This window comes from Streptomyces sp. NPDC056373, from assembly GCF_042262425.1.
Classification (GTDB): Bacteria; Actinomycetota; Actinomycetes; order Streptomycetales; family Streptomycetaceae; genus Streptomyces.
On sequence record NZ_JBHJPX010000001.1, the window covers coordinates 526,039 to 544,130 of the forward strand.

Here is an 18,092-nt window from a genome sequence, read left to right on the forward strand (position 1 = left end):
CACAGTCCATCACGGAGCCGTCCACACTGCGTTCGCCGCCGGTTGCCCGCTCGCCAGCTCCCTCTCGACCTGCTGCCCGATGGAGCGAAGTTCCGAGCGCAGCGCGCTGCGGATGGCGCGGGCTCCGTGTCCGGCCGCCGTCATCCGGTCCACCGTGGTCTCCAGATGGGTGTTCAGACGCAGCAGGAACGGCTTGCGGTGCGTGAAGTTGTGCGGCCGCGGATGCCCCAGCGGGATCCCGTTCACCGCGTCGTTGATGTCGACGCCGTACCTCTCCAGCAGGGCGCGGCTCTCCGCCGCCCTGTTGCGCTTCATGCCGGACGGCACGATGTGGGCGGCGGCTTCGCCCACCCCCTTCCCCCGCCCTTCTCTCGCCAGGTTCTTCGCCAACAGGTCAGCGTTCTCGGCGCAGGTCAGCAGCCCAAGGTAGTCGAGCCACGACAGCGGGTTCGGTACGTACACCCTGGGGTTCGGGCCCGCGTCCAGCCCGAGCGGGTCGGAGCTGAGGTAGGCCGCATTGATCGGGTCGTAGTACCGGAAGAAGTTGTAGTGGAGCTGCGTCTCGGGGTCGAAGTACTGACCCGGGAAGCGCAGCGGGGTGGTGGCGTCGTACGCCTCGTCCGGTGCCGGGAGTCCCCAGAGGGTGGCATGGGAGCGCCAGGCGATGTCACCGGTCTCCGAGACCAGCTCGGTCGGGGTGCCGACCAGATCGGTGACGATGGCGAAGAACCTCTCGTCAACGATCTCCTGAGGCGCGTCGGCGAGGGTGATGCGCTCCGTCTGGGTCAGTGGGCGTGTGCCGTCTCGCTCCCAGGTCAGTGTGGACACCTCGGGTGAATCGGCGCGGACGGTTGTCTGCTCCACCAGATGGGGGCCGTCCCAGGTGAACCGGGTCTCCTCGGCGATGCCCTCGCCGTCGGAGGCCGGCCGCTGCTTGGCGATCCGGCGTCCCAGCGGGTCGTACAGGTAGCGCCAGACCGTTCCGTCAGGGGTGACGACCGAGGTGAGACGGTCGTCGGCGTCCCAGGTGTAGCGCCAGATGTCGGGCTTGCGTGACAGCCTTGTCCGGCGGCGCAGCACGACCCGTCCGGCGGCGTCGTACTCGTAGTGGACATCGCCGGCGCGCAGCACACGGTTGCCCTCGTAGAGGCGTTCACCGCGGGCTTCCATGGCACCGTAGCGGTCCGGCCAGACCGCCCGCGTCTGGTTGCCGTGCTCGTCGTAGGCGTAGGACTCCGTCCTCTCCCCCGCGCGAACGCTGAGGACGCGCCCCACCGGGTCGAGGCCGTAGGTGCGGCGTCCGTCTGAGCGGTCTTGGCATGCGGTGACGTGACCGTCGGGACGGTAGGTGTAACTGCGGTGCGTGAGCGGGGAGGGGCTGCCCAGGGAGTTCAGCCGCTGTGTGCTGAGCCGGTCTCTCGCGTCCCAGTCCTGGGTGAGCGTGAGGGCCGAGCCGATGCTCCGGCTCGTCTCGCGACCGAGGCCGTCGTGGGCGAAGGCGAGGGTGTGGCCGGCGGCCCCGAGCCGGATGCGATGCCCGGCGGGGTCGTATGTGTACGTCGTGACGGCGCCGCTCGGCGTGGTCCGGCGTACCGGGCGGCCCCCGACGTCGTACGCCGTGGCGAGGACCCTCCCGAGGACTGTCTCGGCGGTGACCCGCCCTCCGCTGTCGTATTCGTACGCCACCGTGGCGTCCGGCCCCGCGGCTCGCACGAGTCGGCCGGAGCGGTCGTGGACGAATGTGGTCACCCTGCTGTCCAGTACGGTCCGGATCCGGTTGCCGACCTCGTCGTAGGAGAACGCCGCTGTCTGCCCGACCGCGTTGGTGCGGCTCAGCAGCTGGCGGGCAGGGTCGTAGGTGTACGTGAGCGTGTGTCCGTCGAAGTCCGTCTCGGCCACCGTGTTGCCGACCGCGTCGTAGCGGTAGTCCCAGGTCAGGTCGCGTGCGTCGGCAACACGGAGGAGCCGCAGTTCCGTGTCGTGAGTGAAGGTGTGACGGACGCCGTCCGGTGTCGTGCGCGAGGTGAGCAGATCGAAGGCGCCGTACGTGCAGGTGGTGGTCCGGCCGAGTGCGTCGGTGTGGGTGAGCTGGTTGCCCTCGCCGTCGTACGTCCACCGCTGGACGCTGCCGTCGGGGTCGGTCCGGGAGGTGAGGAGACCCTCCACCGACCAGGTCCGCCGGGTCCGGCCGCCCAGGGGGTCGACGACCGTGGCGCACCGGCCGAACGGGTCGTACGTGTACGTGGAGACCGCACCGAGCGGGTCGGTGGCTGAAATCGCCTGCCCGGCCCGGTTGTTGCTGAAGTGGTGGGTCGCACCCGTCGCGTCCGTCAGGGAGGTCAGCGCCCCGGTCGCCTCGCGGGCGAACACGATGGTGGCTCCGTCGGCGGTCGTAAGCGACCTACAGTTGCCGCGTTCGTCCCACTCCTGGCGGATGACGCCGCCGTCGTACTCGGTGATCTCCACCGGCAGCCCGAGCTCGTTGTAGCGGGTCGTCGAGACGGATCCGTCGGGCAGCCTCACGGTCGCCGGGCGGCCCGCGTCGTCCCACTCGAGGCGGAGCTCACGACCCAGTTGGTCAGTGCGCCTGAGCAGCCGGTCTCGGTCGTCCCACTCCTGGGTGACCGTGTGGCCGAGCGCGTCGGTCTCCGCTATCAGCTGGTAAGCGCCGTTGAACTGGTAGTGCGTGGCATGCCCCAGCGAGTCGACGGCGACCGTGCGCCGGGCTTCGTCGTCGTAGGCGAAGGTGTAGGAGAGGAAACCGTCCTTGCCGTGACCGGCCACGCAGCGGCCATGCTCGTCGTATTCAAAGCGGTACCGGACTTCGTTGCGGTCCTCCCACCCCGTGATGCGCCGGCTGTCGTCGTAGGCGAAACACAGGGGCAGACCGGAGGAGTTGCGGACGGCTGCGAGATTGCCGCGTGCGTCGTAGCCGTAGCGCACCAGGGTCGGCCGGTCGGGGTGACTGGTCAGAGCCAGCTCCGTGATCCTGCCGTTTTCGCAGGTCACGCCGATGCGGTAGCCCCCGTGGTGGACGATCTCCTCCGGTGTGCCGTCCGACCGGTAGGCCACGCCCATCGTGTTGCCATTGCGGTCGCGGATCTCCGCCAGCGGAAGTTCGGCGGCCGGCCGGTCCGGCAACGGGCGGAACCGCAGGGTGTGCCCAGTCTCGGGACGGTGCACGACGAGTTCGCCCTGGGCGCTCCCGTCCCAGCTCAGCGGCCAGGCCGGGCCTGCCACCGGCAGGACCGGGGCGTCCATGTCGGGGACGGGATAGTGCAGCACCATGCCGTCGGCGACGGTGAACCGCACACCGCTCTCGTCGAGCAGGAGGCGCTGGTCGAGCGTGCTGGTCCAGCTCGGCCCCAGGAGCCGCCCGCTTCGGACGCGGGTACGGTAATGGCGTTCCAGGACGAGCGGGAGGACCCCGTCCAATGTCACGTCCGTGGCGGACATGACCATCTCCCCGGTCGCCAGATCGACGGGGTCGCCACGGGTGATGAGCTTTTTCATCTGCCGGCCGAAAAGGCTCGCGTTCTTGCCGAGGCCCCTGACGCCCATGGCCATGCCCTTGAGGCCGGTCTTGCCGAGCGCTCTCATGCCCTTGGCCAGTCCGCCGAGGGTGGTCAGGCCCTTCATGCCGGGTATGCAGTCCAACGCGGCCAGGCCCACGTCCCATAGAGAGGCCTGCCCTTTCGAGTATTTGTAAAGCGTGTCGGCCAGCACCACCAGCGCCGCGATCAGCACGATCGCGCCGAGGATCGGACCGCCAATGATCATCGCCACGATTCCGACCACGGTGACGACGATCTTGCAGGCGGCGACGATGGTGTCCCAGTTGTCGACGAACCAGTCGCCGACCTCCTCCCACCACGACCGGTTCTGAATGCCGGCGTCCGACGCCTCGTCGATCTTCGACTTCGCCTCACGCGCCGCGTCGTCACGCATCTTGCGCGCGTCCTCGGCCATCTTCTTCGCCGCAGCGAGAGCATCTTGCGCGTCGGAGACGTCCGACTGCGCCTTCGTCTGCGCCGACTTGGCGTGCTGGACGTCGCGGGTGGCTGCCCGGACCTTGGCCTCGTCCGGCTTGTCCCCGTCGGACTTGCTGCCCGTCGGGTCGTCCTTGTACTTGTCCGCCTCCTTGCCGGCCCGCGTCACCCACGAGTCAGCCGAGGCGAGGCGGGACTGCGCCGAGGAGAGGCTGTCGCGGGCCTCCCGGCCCTTGCGCAGGGCCTTGTCCGCCAGCGACTGCGCCCGCTCCAGCTTCGGCCAGAAGTCCGCCAGCGCGTCCCCGCACATCTCATAGGACTTCTTCAGCTTCTTGAGGTTCTTCGGCACATCCGCGAAGTCCTCCTTGAAGACGTCCGCCGACTTGCCCGCCCACTCCAGGAGCGTGCCCTCCCCCGCCATGCCCTTGACCAGACGCAGTGCGTCGGACACGTCATCGGCGAAGTCGTGCAGGTGCTTCGCGAGTGTGCGGACCCGCTGCGGATCACCGGGCGTCGGATCTTTGTCCAAGTCCAGGACATGCCAGTCCGCAGGCCTGTGCCCCGCCATACCGCAACCCCCGTCACGTGCACATCTACAGCAACAACCGTATGCACACGTGAACTTACAAGGCACAACCATTCGACGGAATGGCAGGGCTCGGATCGTGAACCGCGAGGACCGGCATCAAGCGCCGCGACGGCGCACGGCCCGCCAGGCGTCCCCGACGGCGTACACGCACCGCAGCCACCAGGCTTCCAGCCTGTCCCCCACCGTCACGTACACCCACCGCCACTTGAACCACGGCGGCAGCGTCCGGAACGGTACGAAGGTGAGGGTGTCCCGGGTGGGATGCGCGGCGAGTCCGCCGGGGCCCTCGGCACGCAGCGCCGCGTACAGCTCCGGCGTCAACTCCCCATTCAGGCAGGCGACATGTCCCGTCGCCGTAAAGGCGAAGCCCCGCTCCCCCTCGTCCGGCAACCACATCGCCCGGACGATCCGCAGGGACAACTCCGCCGGCGAGCGGTGATACGCCAAGCTGATCGCCGCCGTCCCCAGACGGCTCTCGCCACGTTCGAACGCAGCGTCCCACTCCTCGGGGTCATCCAGCCGCAGCAGGCCCTCGCCGCTCTCCCAGTCCCACCCCCGGGACATCGATCAGCCCGTGAACCGGAACGTCGACGTGATCGCGTCGAAGATGTCGAAGAAGGAGTCCGCGAGGTCGAGGACCTGGCTGCTGCCGGCGACCAGGGCGACCTTGCCCTCCTGGCCCGGCACGGGGATGTACGTCTGCATCAGCACGGCTCGGATGGTGCGGTTGAGGGCGTCGCCGGGGACCTCGATGTCCTCGATGCCGTGGGTGCGGGCGGCCGGGCCGACGCCGGGGATGTCGACCGTCGTGACCTTGCGCCAGGAGTCGCCTTCCCGCTTCGCCTCCTTGACCGCGAGCTGGCTCGCGATGACGGCGGGGTCGTTCGACAGCGGTTCGCCCCGCTCGTCGCGGCCGCCAACGAGCGAGACGGTCACCGAACCCGTGATCGGCGTGTCCCCGCCGAAGCTCTCCGCCATGCAGCCGCAGTACATCGCGCCCGACTTCCAGGCGTCCGCGGCGGCCTTCCTGAGGAAGTCGACGTAGGCGTCCCGGTACTGCTCCAACTCGGGGCGCTGCCGCACCCGTTCGCTCACCATCTGCCGGATGGAGTCGTCCCGCGACTCCGGCCGTACGTCGAACTCCCACCACGACTCCGGCACCTTGATCCGGAAACCGCCCCGCTCGACGGTCAGGGTCTCCATGTAGCGGGCCATGGCGCCGGCCTTTCGTTCGCTCGATCACAAGTCCGGCCATCGTCCCATCGTGCGAGGGCGAGGTGCGACAAGATCAGCGAGTGAGACGGACGAGACAGGCGATAGCCATGGACATGGCCCGTGCGGAGATCGAGCGGCGCAGGCCGGCATGGGCCTCGGACGAGATCCAGGTGTCTCCCGTGCCCTGGGCCGACGATCGCGAGTGGCTGGCGGTGCACTTCAGTGCCGCGGGCTGGGCTGTAGGGCTGCTGGTGGAGGTGCACTGCAGCGGGCACGCGCGTCTCCACTTCACTGCGCCGATCGTCGGCAGGGGCGGGGGCGGGGGCGGGGCCGTCCAGGAGTCCCGGCGGGTCGCCTCCGTGCAGGCGGTCGGTGCGCTGCTCGACGAGGCGGTGGCCCGCGCCGGGCGGGTCGGCCTGCAGCCGGCGCAGCTCATCGCCCGTACCTGCACGACCGGCTGGCTGGACTGGATCCACGGTGAGCTGTGGCTCCTCCCCGATCATCTGGTCCGCGTTCGCGGCGGCGTGCCGACCACCATGATGGTCGGGCTCGTCGGGCCCGAACTGGCCACCCCGGACACGTTCCAGACCCTCGCCTTCGACCCCGGCACCATCCGCTCCGCCCACCGCACCAACAAGGTGCTCCCGCTCGCCGAGATCACGTACGCCCGGATCCACGGCGGCCTGACCACCTCCGGCATGACACTGACGATGGCCGACGGGACGCGTCACAAGCTGCTCTGGATGTCCATGGAGCCCGCGCGCGGCCTCCTCAGGGACCGGCTTGTGCCGCTCCTGGGCCCTCGGTTGACTCACTGAGCGCCTGCGATTCCTCCACCGTCCGGAAGGGAGAGCCCTTCGGCGGTGCCGGATGCACGGGGAGCTTCGTGAAGTCGATGTCCGCATCCGCGATCGGGTCGCCGACCGGGCTCCGGCCCCGGCCGTCCAGGCCGTCCCGGGGGCTTGTCCCCACCCCCGTCCACCAGCCCGCCGGACGACCACCGCCACCACCGGCAACCCGAGCACCGACGGCCCCTGGCACATGGACGGTTACGGCACCCTCCCCTCCCTCGACCGGCAAACCTTGGGCGACACCGACCTCCAGCACCCCGGTTCCGGGACGTACCCTGCGCCCATGCCCCGCACCACACCACCCCGGCCACTCGACATCACCGCCCTCTACCCCGAGCTCGCCCCGCTCGCCCGCACCGCCGTGCGGCTGCATCCCCGGGCCGGTGCGCCGACCGCGGCGGACAGTTCCATCGGCGGGCCCCTGCTGTGGCCGGCCGGTGAGCCATGGCCCGGCTGCCCCGAGCACACCGGCCCCTGGCACCACGGGCTCGACCCGGTCGGCGTCCGGCTGCGGCGGCGGATCCTCGCCGAGGCCTGGGCCCGCCCACGCGCGGAGGGAGAGGAACTCCTGACCGACGAGGAGCGGGTGGTCGTCGGCCGGGCGACCGAGAAGACCCGCGTACCGCAGGACGGGCCCGTCCCGTTGGTGCCCGTCGCCCAGCTGTACGCCGCCGACGTTCCTGGCCTGCCCTGCCCCGGCGGTGCCGATCTGCTTCAGGTGCTGTGGTGCCCGTTCGACCACGACCCGGACTGTCTGCCGTACACCGAGCTGCGCTGGCGTACCGCGGCCGATGTGCGGAACCCCCTCACCGCCGCCCCGCAACCGTCCGTCATCGGCAACGCCGGCTACCTGCCCGAGCCCTGCGTGCTGCACCCCGAGCCCGTCACCGAGTACCCGGCACCGCACGAACTGCCCGAGGAGCTCGCCGAGCGGATCGACGCGTGGGAGGAGAAGAACGAGGAGGAGGCCGACGAGGGCGAGGCCGAGGTCTGCTACCAGTACGACCTCGCGGTCGCCCCGGGCAGCAAGGCCGGCGGTCACGCCCCGTGGAGCTTCTCCGATCCGTTCCCCATGTCCTGCCCCGAGTGCGGTGCGGGAGTCCGCCCCCTGCTCACCCTCGAGGGCACGGAGTGGGACGGCGGCAGCGGAAGCTGGCGGCCGGTCGAGGACGCCGGCTACGACGGCTACCACTTCCTCGGCCCGGCGCGCGACACACAGCTGGACATCGGCCGGAGCTACAGCATGCAGCTCTATGTCTGCCGGGCGTCCCCGGACCACCGGCACGTCCAGAACATGCAGTGATCCGGCCCCGCGTCACACCGTCGGCGTCACGCCCCCGTGGCGAACGGATTGCCGTGCCCGGGTGGCTGCCCGCCCGGTGGCATGTAACGCATCCGCCCGGTGGAGTCGGTCACCGGCGTGAACCCGGCGGCCTGCAGAAGTGCGGCGTGCTTGGTTCTGTAGCGCCGGTTGACGGTGATCCCTACCGGTACGAGGGCCATCACCGCGGCCCAGACGGCGACCGTGATGACGACGGCCGTGACGCCCGCGCCGAGCCCGAATCCGATGGGCAGGGCCAGCGGAACGGCGCCGACGGCTGTCATCAGGATCCGCTGCCTGTCGGTGTACTTGGCGGTGATGTCGAAGGTGATGCGGGCCTTGAGGATCTCGACCGCTTCGGGGTCGAGGGGCGGTAGCGCGCCCCCGTCGCCCGCGTCCGGGTACGCCGTCCGGTTCCGCTCGGCCCGTGCCCGGGCCTCCGGGCTCGGGTCGGGCACGATCAGCAACACGTACCCGTCGCCCTGCGGTCCCCCGCCCTGCCGTATGTCGGCGTACTCATAACCGAATTGCTGGGCGATGAAGGCGAGTCGGCTGAGCTTCGTCAACGTCGCGATGGCGGGCGCGACCTCGACGGGCTCCCCGCTCGCCATCCGCCTCAGCATCTTCCGCACGTGCTTGCTACTCATGTCCCCCACACTCACGGTCCCCCACACATGGTGCACCAACAGCAAAAGGGCCCGCACGACCGAAGTCGTACGGGCCCCTTCGAGCCACTCAGGTCAGTAGACCCTCAAGCCAGTCCGAGGACTCACTTGTTGATCTTGGTGACCTGGCCGGCGCCCACGGTCCGGCCACCCTCACGGATGGCGAACTTCAGGCCCTCCTCCATGGCGACGGGCTGGATGAGCTCCACCTTCATCTCGGTGTTGTCACCCGGCATGACCATCTCGGTGCCCTCGGGGAGGGTCACCACGCCGGTCACGTCCGTCGTACGGAAGTAGAACTGCGGGCGGTAGTTGTTGAAGAACGGCGTGTGGCGGCCACCCTCGTCCTTGGACAGGATGTAGGCCTGCGCCTCGAACTCGGTGTGCGGGGTGACCGAGCCCGGCTTGATGATGACCTGGCCGCGCTCGACGTCCTCGCGCTTGATGCCACGGAGGAGCAGACCGACGTTCTCACCGGCCTGGCCCTCGTCGAGGAGCTTCCGGAACATCTCGATGCCGGTGACCGTGGTGGTGGTCTTCTCCTGCTTGATGCCGATGATGTCGACGGTCTCGTTGACCTTCAGGACACCACGCTCGATACGGCCGGTGACGACCGTACCGCGACCGGTGATCGTGAAGACGTCCTCGATCGGCATGAGGAACGGCTTGTCGACGTCGCGCTCCGGCTCCGGAATCGCGGTGTCGACGGCGTTCATGAGCTCGAGGACGGAGTTGCCCCACTCCTTGTCGCCCTCGAGGGCCTTCAGAGCGGAGACCTTGACGACGGGAACGTCGTCGCCCGGGAACTCGTACTCGGAGAGGAGCTCACGGACCTCGAGCTCGACGAGCTCCAGGATCTCCTCGTCGTCCACCATGTCGGCCTTGTTCAGGGCGACGACGATGTACGGAACGCCGACCTGGCGGGCCAGGAGCACGTGCTCCTTGGTCTGCGGCATCGGGCCGTCGGTGGCGGCGACCACGAGGATGGCGCCGTCCATCTGCGCCGCACCCGTGATCATGTTCTTGATGTAGTCCGCGTGACCGGGGCAGTCGACGTGGGCGTAGTGACGCGTCTCGGTCTGGTACTCGACGTGCGCGATGGAGATGGTGATACCGCGCTGGCGCTCCTCAGGAGCCTTGTCGATCTGGTCGAAGGCCGAGGCCTCGTTCAGGTCCGGGTACGCGTCGTGCAGCACCTTGGTAATGGCGGCCGTGAGGGTCGTCTTACCGTGGTCGATGTGACCGATGGTGCCGATGTTGACGTGCGGCTTAGTCCGCTCGAACTTCGCCTTCGCCACTGGGGTCCTCCTGAGAGTGGTTCTGGTACGCCTTACTCATCGGCGCCAGGTGATCTTTGCTGGAAAGCCCGGGCCTCGGGGCATTCTCACCACGATTGCGGCGGAATGCCCCTCGAGCACCGGAGTCAAGCCTACGGCGTGTAGACGCGGTGCGTTACTCGCCCTTGGCCTTCGCGATGATCTCCTCGGCGACGTTCCGGGGAACCTCGGCGTAGGAGTCGAACTGCATCGAGTAGCTTGCGCGACCCGACGTCTTGCTGCGGAGGTCTCCGACGTAGCCGAACATCTCCGAGAGGGGCACGAGGCCCTTCACGACGCGGGCACCGGCCCGCTCCTCCATGGCCTGGATCTGACCACGGCGGGAGTTGATGTCGCCGATGACCTCACCCATGTAGTCCTCGGGCGTGGTGACCTCGACGGCCATCATCGGCTCGAGCAGCACGGGGCTGGCCTTGCGCGCGGCCTCCTTGAAGGCCTGCGAACCGGCGATCTTGAACGCCAGCTCGGAGGAGTCGACCTCGTGGTAGCCACCGTCGATCAGGGTGACGCGCACGCCGGTCATCTCGTAGCCGGCGAGGATGCCGAACTGCATGGCCTCCTGCGCACCGGCGTCGACCGAAGGGATGTACTCCTTCGGGATGCGACCACCGGTCACCTTGTTCACGAACTCGTACGAGGCGTCGCCGCCCTCGATCGGCTCGATCGCGATCTGCACCTTGGCGAACTGACCGGTACCACCGGTCTGCTTCTTGTGGGTGTAGTCCACGCGCTCGACGGCCTTGCGGATCGTCTCGCGGTAGGCGACCTGCGGCTTGCCGACGTTGGCCTCGACCTTGAACTCACGGCGCATGCGGTCGACCAGCACCTCGAGGTGCAGCTCGCCCATACCGCCGATGATGGTCTGGCCCGTCTCCTCGTCCGAGTGGACCTGGAACGACGGGTCCTCCTCGGCGAGGCGCTGGATCGCGACGCCCAGCTTCTCCTGGTCGCCCTTCGACTTGGGCTCGATGGCGACCTGGATGACCGGCGCCGGGAAGTCCATGGACTCCAGGATGACCGGGTTCTTGTCGTCGGACAGCGTCTCACCGGTGGTGGTCTGCTTGAGACCCATCACGGCGACGATGTCACCGGCGCCCACCGACTCGATCTCCTCACGCTTGTTCGCGTGCATGCGGTAGATCTTGCCGATGCGCTCCTTCTTGCCCTTCACCGAGTTCAGCACGGCGGTGCCGGACACGAGGCGGCCGGAGTACACGCGGACGAAGGTGAGCTTGCCGAGGTGCGGGTCGCTCATGATCTTGAACGCCAGCGCGGCGAGGGGCTCGTCCTCCGACGGCTTGCGCGCGATGACCTGCTCCGGGTCCTTGACGTCGTGGCCCTCGATGGCCTCGACGTCGAGCGGGGTGGGCAGGTAGCGCACGACCGCGTCGAGCAGGGGCTGAACGCCCTTGTTCTTGAACGCGGTGCCGCAGAACACGGGAGTGACGGTGGTGCCGCCGCTCTTGCCGGACGCGATGGTGATACGACGGATCGCGGCGTAGAGCTGCTCCACGGTGGGCTCGGTGCCCTCCAGGTACAGCTCCATCAGCTCTTCGTCGTTCTCGGCGACGGCCTCGAGCAGCTTGCCGCGGTACTCCTCGGCAGCCTCGGCGTGGGTGTCCGGGATGTCGACGGTGTCGTACATCTCGCCCTTGGTCGCCTCGGCCGACCAGACCAGGGCCTTCATCGTCACGAGGTCGATGACGCCCTTGAAGTCCGCCTCGGCACCGATCGGCAGCTGCATGACCAGCGGCTGGGCGCCCAGGCGGTCCGAGATCATGTCCACGCAGCGGTGGAACTCGGCGCCGGTACGGTCCAGCTTGTTCACGAAGCAGATGCGGGGCACGCCGTAACGGTCGGCCTGACGCCACACCGTCTCGGACTGCGGCTCGACACCGGCGACACCGTCGAACACCGTCACGGCACCGTCGAGCACACGCAGGGAGCGCTCCACCTCGACGGTGAAGTCGACGTGACCCGGGGTGTCGATGATGTTGATGGTGTAGTCGTTGTCCTCGAGCGGCCAGTGACAGGTGGTCGCAGCAGACGTGATCGTGATGCCACGCTCCTGCTCCTGCTCCATCCAGTCCATGGTGGCAGCGCCGTCGTGGACCTCACCGATCTTGTAAGACACACCGGTGTAGAACAGGATCCGCTCGGTGGTGGTCGTCTTGCCCGCGTCGATGTGGGCCATGATCCCGATGTTGCGGACCTTGGCCAGGTCAAGTGAAGTGGTAGCCATAAGGCTTCAGTCTTCTCTCGGTCTCGATGTGGGTAGCGACTACCAGCGGTAGTGCGCGAAGGCCTTGTTGGACTCGGCCATCTTGTGGGTGTCCTCGCGCTTCTTCACAGCGGCACCGAGGCCGTTGGAGGCGTCGAGAAGCTCGTTGAGCAGACGCTCGGTCATGGTCTTCTCGCGACGGGCGCGGGAGTAACCGACCAGCCAGCGCAGCGCGAGCGTGTTGGCGCGACCGGGCTTGACCTCGATCGGAACCTGGTACGTCGCACCACCGACACGGCGGGACTTGACCTCGAGGGTCGGCTTGATGTTCTCCAGCGCGCGCTTCAGCGTGATGACCGGGTCGTTGCCCGTCTTCTCACGCAGACCTTCCATGGCGCCGTAGACGATGCGCTCGGCGGTGGAGCGCTTGCCGTTCAGCAGCACCTTGTTGATGAGCGACGTCACCAGAGGAGAACCGTAGACCGGGTCGATGATGACCGGGCGCTTCGGGGCGGGGCCCTTACGAGGCATTCTTACTTCTCCTTCTTGGCGCCGTAGCGGGAACGGGCCTGCTTGCGGTTCTTGACACCCTGGGTGTCGAGGGAGCCACGGATGATCTTGTAGCGAACACCCGGCAGGTCCTTCACACGGCCGCCGCGCACGAGCACGATGGAGTGCTCCTGCAGGTTGTGTCCCTCACCCGGAATGTAAGCGGTGACCTCGATCCCGCTGGTCAGACGCACACGCGCGACCTTACGCAGGGCCGAGTTCGGCTTCTTCGGGGTGGTCGTGAACACACGCGTGCAGACGCCCCGGCGCTGAGGGGAACCCTCGAGTGCGGGCGTCTTGTTCTTCTCGACCTTGTCCTGCCGGCCCTTGCGGACCAGCTGCTGGATCGTAGGCACTACTTCTCCGGTTTCTGTGTGCCGAATGGTGAAGCTAACCTGGAACATCTCCGACCCACGCGGTCGGGTGTGTCGAACCCGCGGACTTCCGCCGCGAGGCAGAAACAGCGCAGATTACGGTGGCCGGTGTCAGCCCGCCGTGCGGTTCATGGCACACACGCGGGCCAGGGCACACCCCAGGCACAAGGTCTGAGCGTACCTACCGCATTCGCTGCGGTCAAAACAAATGGGCACCGCCCGCATCGCCATGCGGGACATGTCAAGCCCCCCGGCCGTTGTCGATCTTCAATTCGACGGTGACTGTCCTTTTTGCATACCTTCACGATGCTACGACGGACACCACCGTGAGCAACACCAGAACGAGTGCCCAGCCCGCCGTGGACAACCACCCGAGCACCAGGCCGGTCAGCGCGAGCCCGTCCCCCAGCTCCCCGCGACTGCGGATCTCGGCCCGGGCCACATGCCCCAGTACGACCGCCGGGATACCGGTCAGCCCCATCGTCGGCACGCACAGCAGCCCGCACACCCCGGCCGCGACGGCCTTGCCATTGGTCCGCGCCCGCGGCACGGGCATGAACGTCGCCGGCACGGACACCCCCGACGCCGGCAGCGGCCCCTGCGGCAGATCCGCGACGAGCAGCGCCAGCTCCCCCACGGTCCGCGCCGCGTACGCACGCCCCACACGCTTCTCGAACTCGCCCTGCTCCATCCGCCCCTCGCCGTACCCGGCTCTGAGCACGTCCACGGCCCGCTCCCGATCGGCGTGCGACGCCAGCATCGACGGGGCACCGGAGCCCTGCCAGGGCTGCCAGGACGGATAGTGCGACTGCGACACGGAGCACCTCCCCGGGGACCGGAGTCCTTCCATGATGCGCCGAAGCGGAGGTTCCGGCACCGGTGCGCGTCGCAGATCGGCCAGACAGCCGACAGACGCGCTCCGGAGCGGGCACACGCCCCGGACTCACCTCAGTACACCGCGAGGCACTGAAAGCCCGCCGGAACGGCGTGCAGGCCGACCCACCCGAGACGCGGCCCCCAGGGAACGCCGAAGGGCGGCCACCCCGCAGGGTGGCCGCCCTTCGACTCAAGCGACTCGCTTACTGGTTGTACGGACCGTAGTCGTAGTCCTCCAGCGGAACGGCCTGGCCGGAGCCCGTGCCGAACGGCGAGTAGTCGATGTCGTCGTAGCCGACGGCCGAGTACATCGCGGCCTTGGCCTCCTCGGTCGGCTCGACCCGGATGTTGCGGTAGCGGGACAGGCCCGTACCGGCCGGGATGAGCTTACCGATGATGACGTTCTCCTTGAGGCCGATGAGGCTGTCGGACTTGGCGTTGATCGCCGCGTCCGTCAGGACTCGGGTCGTCTCCTGGAAGGAGGCGGCCGACAGCCAGGACTCCGTCGCCAGCGAGGCCTTGGTGATACCCATGAGCTGCGGACGACCCGAAGCCGGGTGACCACCCTCCTGGACCACACGACGGTTCTCGTGCTCGAACTTCGAGCGCTCGACCAGCTCGCCGGGCAGCAGCTCGGCGTCGCCCGACTCGATGATCGTCACGCGGCGCAGCATCTGCCGGATGATGATCTCGATGTGCTTGTCGTGGATCGACACACCCTGCGAGTTGTAGACCTTCTGGACCTCGCCGACCAGGTGGACCTGGACGGCACGCTGGCCCAGGATGCGCAGCACGTCGTGCGGGTTGGTGGCACCCACGGTGAGCTTCTGGCCCACCTCGACGTGCTCGCCCTCGCTGACCAGGAGCCGGGCACGCTTCGAGATCGGGAACGCCGTCTCGTCGCTGCCGTCGTCCGGGGTGACGACGAGCTTCTTGGTCTTCTCGGTCTCCTCGATCCGCACGCGGCCCTGGGCCTCGGAGATCGGGGCGACACCCTTCGGGGTACGGGCCTCGAAGAGCTCGACGACACGCGGCAGACCCTGGGTGATGTCGTCACCGGCCACACCACCGGTGTGGAAGGTACGCATCGTCAGCTGGGTGCCGGGCTCACCGATGGACTGGGCGGCGATGATGCCGACCGCCTCACCGATGTCGACCAGCTTGCCGGTGGCCAGCGAACGGCCGTAGCACATCGCGCAGGTGCCGACGGCGGACTCGCAGGTCAGGACCGAGCGGGTCTTGACCTCCTCGACGCCGCGCTGCACGAGCTCCTCGATGAGGACGTCGCCCAGGTCGGTACCGGCCGGGGCCAGCACCTGTCCCTCGACCACGATGTCCTCGGCGAGGCAGCGCGCGTACACGGAGGTCTCGACGTCCTCCGTCTTGATCAGCCCGCCCTCGGCGTTCCGGTCGGCGATCTTCAGACGCAGACCGCGCTCGGTGCCGCAGTCCTCCTCGCGAATGATGACGTCCTGGGAGACGTCGACCAGACGACGCGTGAGGTAACCCGAGTCGGCGGTACGCAGAGCGGTGTCCGCCAGACCCTTACGGGCACCGTGCGTGGAGATGAAGTACTCCAGCACGGACAGGCCCTCACGGAAGGAGGCCTTGATGGGACGCGGGATCGTCTCGTTCTTCGCGTTCGACACCAGACCACGCATACCGGCGATCTGACGCATCTGCATCATGTTGCCTCGTGCACCCGAGTTCACCATCATGAAGATCGGGTTGGTCTTCGGGAAGTTGTCGTTCATCGCCTCGGCGACCTCGTTGGTCGCCTTGGTCCAGATCGCGATGAGCTCCTGCGTGCGCTCGTCCTTGGTGATCAGACCGCGCTCGTACTGCTTCTGGACCTTCTCGTCCTGCGCCTCGTAGCCCTTGACGATCTCCTTCTTCGCCTCGGGAACGACGACGTCGGAGATGGCCACGGTCACGCCGGAGCGGGTCGCCCAGAAGAAGCCGGCCGCCTTCAGGTTGTCGAGCGTCGCCGCCACGATGACCTTGGGGTAGCGCTCGGCGAGGTCGTTGACGATCTCGGAGAGCTGCTTCTTGCCGACCTCGTAGTCGACGAACGGGTAGTCCTCGGGCAGCAGCTCGTTGAAGAGCGCACGGCCCAGGGTGGTGTTCAGCCGGAAGCTGTCACCCTGCTGCCACTCGGGCTCGCCCTCCTCGCGCGCCGGCGGCAGCCAGCCACGCGGCGGGATGGTGCCGACCGGGAAGCGGACGTCGATCTTCGACTGGAGCGACAGCTCGCCCGCGTCGAAGGCCATGATCGCCTCGGCGACCGAGGCGAAGGAACGGCCCTCGCCCTTGAGGTCGCGCATCTCGCCGTCGGTGGTGAGGAAGAACAGACCGAGGACCATGTCCTGGGTAGGCATCGTCACCGGACGGCCGTCGGCCGGCTTGAGGATGTTGTTCGAGGACAGCATCAGGATGCGGGCCTCGGCCTGCGCCTCCGCGGACAGCGGCAGGTGCACGGCCATCTGGTCACCGTCGAAGTCCGCGTTGAACGCGGTGCAGACGAGCGGGTGGATCTGGATGGCCTTGCCCTCGACCAGCTGCGGCTCGAAGGCCTGGATGCCGAGGCGGTGCAGCGTGGGCGCACGGTTCAGCAGAACCGGGTGCTCCGCGATGACCTCTTCCAGCACGTCGTACACGACCGTGCGGCCGCGCTCGACCATGCGCTTGGCGCTCTTGATGTTCTGCGCGTGGTTCAGGTCGACCAGGCGCTTCATCACGAACGGCTTGAAGAGCTCCAGCGCCATCGCCTTCGGCAGACCGCACTGGTGCAGCTTCAGCTGCGGACCGACGACGATCACGGAACGCGCGGAGTAGTCCACACGCTTGCCGAGCAGGTTCTGACGGAAGCGGCCCTGCTTACCCTTCAGCATGTCGCTGAGGGACTTCAGCGGGCGGTTACCGGGACCGGTGACCGGACGGCCACGACGGCCGTTGTCGAACAGCGCGTCCACGGCCTCCTGGAGCATGCGCTTCTCGTTGTTCACGATGATCTCGGGCGCACCGAGGTCGAGAAGGCGCTTCAGGCGGTTGTTCCGGTTGATCACACGGCGGTACAGGTCGTTCAGGTCGGAGGTCGCGAAGCGGCCACCGTCCAGCTGCACCATCGGACGCAGGTCCGGCGGGATGACCGGCACGCAGTCGAGCACCATGCCCTTGGGGCTGTTGCTGGTCTGCAGGAACGCGGAGACGACCTTCAGGCGCTTGAGCGCACGGGTCTTCTTCTGGCCCTTGCCGGTACGGATGATCTCGCGGAGCTTCTCGGCCTCCTCGTCGAGGTCGAAGGACTCCAGGCGCTTCTGCAGCGCCGCGGCACCCATCGAACCGTCGAAGTACGTGCCGAAGCGGTCACGCAGCTCGCGGTAGAGCAGCTCGTCGCCCTCGAGGTCCTGGACCTTGAGGTTCTTGAAGCGGTTCCACACCTCGTCGAGGCGGTCGATCTCGCGCTGCGCACGGTCGCGCAGCTGCTTCATCTCGCGCTCGGCACCCTCGCGCACCTTGCGGCGCACGTCCGCCTTGGCGCCCTCGGCCTCCAGCTCGGCCAGGTCGGTCTCGAGCTTCTTGGCGCGGGCCTCCAGGTCGGCGTCGCGGCGCTGCTCGATCTGCTGGCGCTCGACGGAGACGTGAGCCTCCAGCGAGGGCAGGTCGCGCGTACGGCGCTCCTCGTCGACGTACGTGATCATGTACGCCGCGAAGTAGATGACCTTCTCGAGGTCCTTCGGCGCCAGGTCGAGCAGGTAGCCCAGGCGCGACGGAACACCCTTGAAGTACCAGATGTGCGTGACCGGGGCGGCCAGCTCGATGTGGCCCATCCGCTCACGGCGCACCTTGGCACGGGTGACCTCGACGCCACACCGCTCACAGATGATGCCCTTGAAGCGGACACGCTTGTACTTGCCGCAGTAGCACTCCCAGTCCCGGGTCGGACCGAAGATCTTCTCGCAGAAGAGTCCGTCCTTTTCGGGCTTGAGCGTGCGGTAGTTGATCGTCTCGGGCTTCTTGACCTCGCCGTGGCTCCACTGACGGATGTCGTCAGCGGTGGCCAGACCGATCCGGAGCTCGTCGAAGAAGTTGACGTCGAGCACTA

Annotated in this window: 12 protein-coding genes; 2 read left to right on the forward strand and 10 right to left on the reverse strand. The window is 68.0% G+C overall.

All coding sequences use genetic code 11. The features are described 5' to 3' along the window. Positions 1-9: 9 nt before the first annotated feature. The 3 genes from ACFCXS_RS02480 to ACFCXS_RS02490 form a co-directional block, all read right to left on the reverse strand. Entirely contained in the window at positions 10-4,518 is a 4,509-nt protein-coding gene (locus ACFCXS_RS02480) for a DUF6531 domain-containing protein (protein ID WP_376641115.1), read from the reverse strand. Positions 4,519-4,674: 156 nt separating this feature from the next. Continuing rightward, a complete protein-coding gene (locus ACFCXS_RS02485; RefSeq protein ID WP_376641117.1) occupies positions 4,675-5,142 on the reverse strand; it encodes a hypothetical protein in 468 nt (155 codons plus the stop codon). A gap of 3 nt (positions 5,143-5,145) precedes the next feature. Next, positions 5,146-5,793 (reverse strand): hypothetical protein, encoded by a 648-nt coding sequence (locus ACFCXS_RS02490; RefSeq protein WP_376641118.1) that lies wholly within the window; start codon positions 5,791-5,793, stop codon positions 5,146-5,148. An 80-nt stretch (positions 5,794-5,873) separates the two neighbouring features. On the opposite strand from ACFCXS_RS02490, the gene ACFCXS_RS02495 reads away from it, so the two are divergent. Next, complete coding sequence (locus ACFCXS_RS02495; RefSeq protein WP_376641120.1) at positions 5,874-6,611, forward strand: hypothetical protein; 738 nt, start codon at positions 5,874-5,876, stop codon at positions 6,609-6,611. Between the two features lie 316 nt (positions 6,612-6,927). Then, positions 6,928-7,947, forward strand: a complete 1,020-nt coding sequence (locus ACFCXS_RS02500; RefSeq protein WP_376641122.1) for a hypothetical protein — start codon at positions 6,928-6,930, stop codon at positions 7,945-7,947. 26 nt (positions 7,948-7,973) lie between these two features. On the opposite strand, the gene ACFCXS_RS02505 is transcribed toward ACFCXS_RS02500, so the two are convergent. The 7 genes from ACFCXS_RS02505 to ACFCXS_RS02535 form a co-directional block, all read right to left on the reverse strand. Next, positions 7,974-8,612: a hypothetical protein gene (locus tag ACFCXS_RS02505; RefSeq protein ID WP_376641124.1), complete on the reverse strand. Its 639-nt coding sequence runs from the start codon at positions 8,610-8,612 to the stop codon at positions 7,974-7,976. A 122-nt stretch (positions 8,613-8,734) separates the two neighbouring features. Then, entirely contained in the window at positions 8,735-9,928 is a 1,194-nt protein-coding gene (tuf, locus tag ACFCXS_RS02510; RefSeq protein WP_030233924.1) for an elongation factor Tu, read from the reverse strand. 154 nt (positions 9,929-10,082) lie between these two features. Then, a complete protein-coding gene (gene fusA, locus ACFCXS_RS02515) occupies positions 10,083-12,209 on the reverse strand; it encodes an elongation factor G (protein ID WP_097219227.1) in 2,127 nt (708 codons plus the stop codon). Between the two features lie 39 nt (positions 12,210-12,248). Next, on the reverse strand, positions 12,249-12,719 hold the full coding sequence (rpsG, locus tag ACFCXS_RS02520) for a 30S ribosomal protein S7 (protein ID WP_003974303.1): 471 nt from the start codon (positions 12,717-12,719) through the stop codon (positions 12,249-12,251). Positions 12,720-12,721: 2 nt separating this feature from the next. After that, positions 12,722-13,093, reverse strand: a complete 372-nt coding sequence (gene rpsL, locus ACFCXS_RS02525; RefSeq protein WP_003948652.1) for a 30S ribosomal protein S12 — start codon at positions 13,091-13,093, stop codon at positions 12,722-12,724. A 319-nt stretch (positions 13,094-13,412) separates the two neighbouring features. Beyond that, on the reverse strand, positions 13,413-13,928 hold the full coding sequence (locus tag ACFCXS_RS02530; protein ID WP_376641127.1) for a DUF1707 and DUF4190 domain-containing protein: 516 nt from the start codon (positions 13,926-13,928) through the stop codon (positions 13,413-13,415). Positions 13,929-14,190: 262 nt separating this feature from the next. Further along, complete coding sequence (locus ACFCXS_RS02535; RefSeq protein WP_376641129.1) at positions 14,191-18,090, reverse strand: DNA-directed RNA polymerase subunit beta'; 3,900 nt, start codon at positions 18,088-18,090, stop codon at positions 14,191-14,193. Positions 18,091-18,092: the final 2 nt, after the last annotated feature.

Bases quoted from the DNA above. Each gene is read 5' to 3' on its own strand.
- rpsG (WP_003974303.1), bottom strand. From the start codon at position 12,719: ATGCCTCGTAAGGGCCCCGCCCCGAAGCGCCCGGTCATCATCGACCCG.
- ACFCXS_RS02500 (WP_376641122.1), top strand. From the start codon at position 6,928: ATGCCCCGCACCACACCACCCCGGCCACTCGACATCACCGCCCTCTAC.
- ACFCXS_RS02490 (WP_376641118.1), bottom strand. From the start codon at position 5,793: ATGGCCCGCTACATGGAGACCCTGACCGTCGAGCGGGGCGGTTTCCGG.
- ACFCXS_RS02485 (WP_376641117.1), bottom strand. From the start codon at position 5,142: ATGTCCCGGGGGTGGGACTGGGAGAGCGGCGAGGGCCTGCTGCGGCTG.
- fusA (WP_097219227.1), bottom strand. From the start codon at position 12,209: ATGGCTACCACTTCACTTGACCTGGCCAAGGTCCGCAACATCGGGATC.
- ACFCXS_RS02505 (WP_376641124.1), bottom strand. From the start codon at position 8,612: ATGAGTAGCAAGCACGTGCGGAAGATGCTGAGGCGGATGGCGAGCGGG.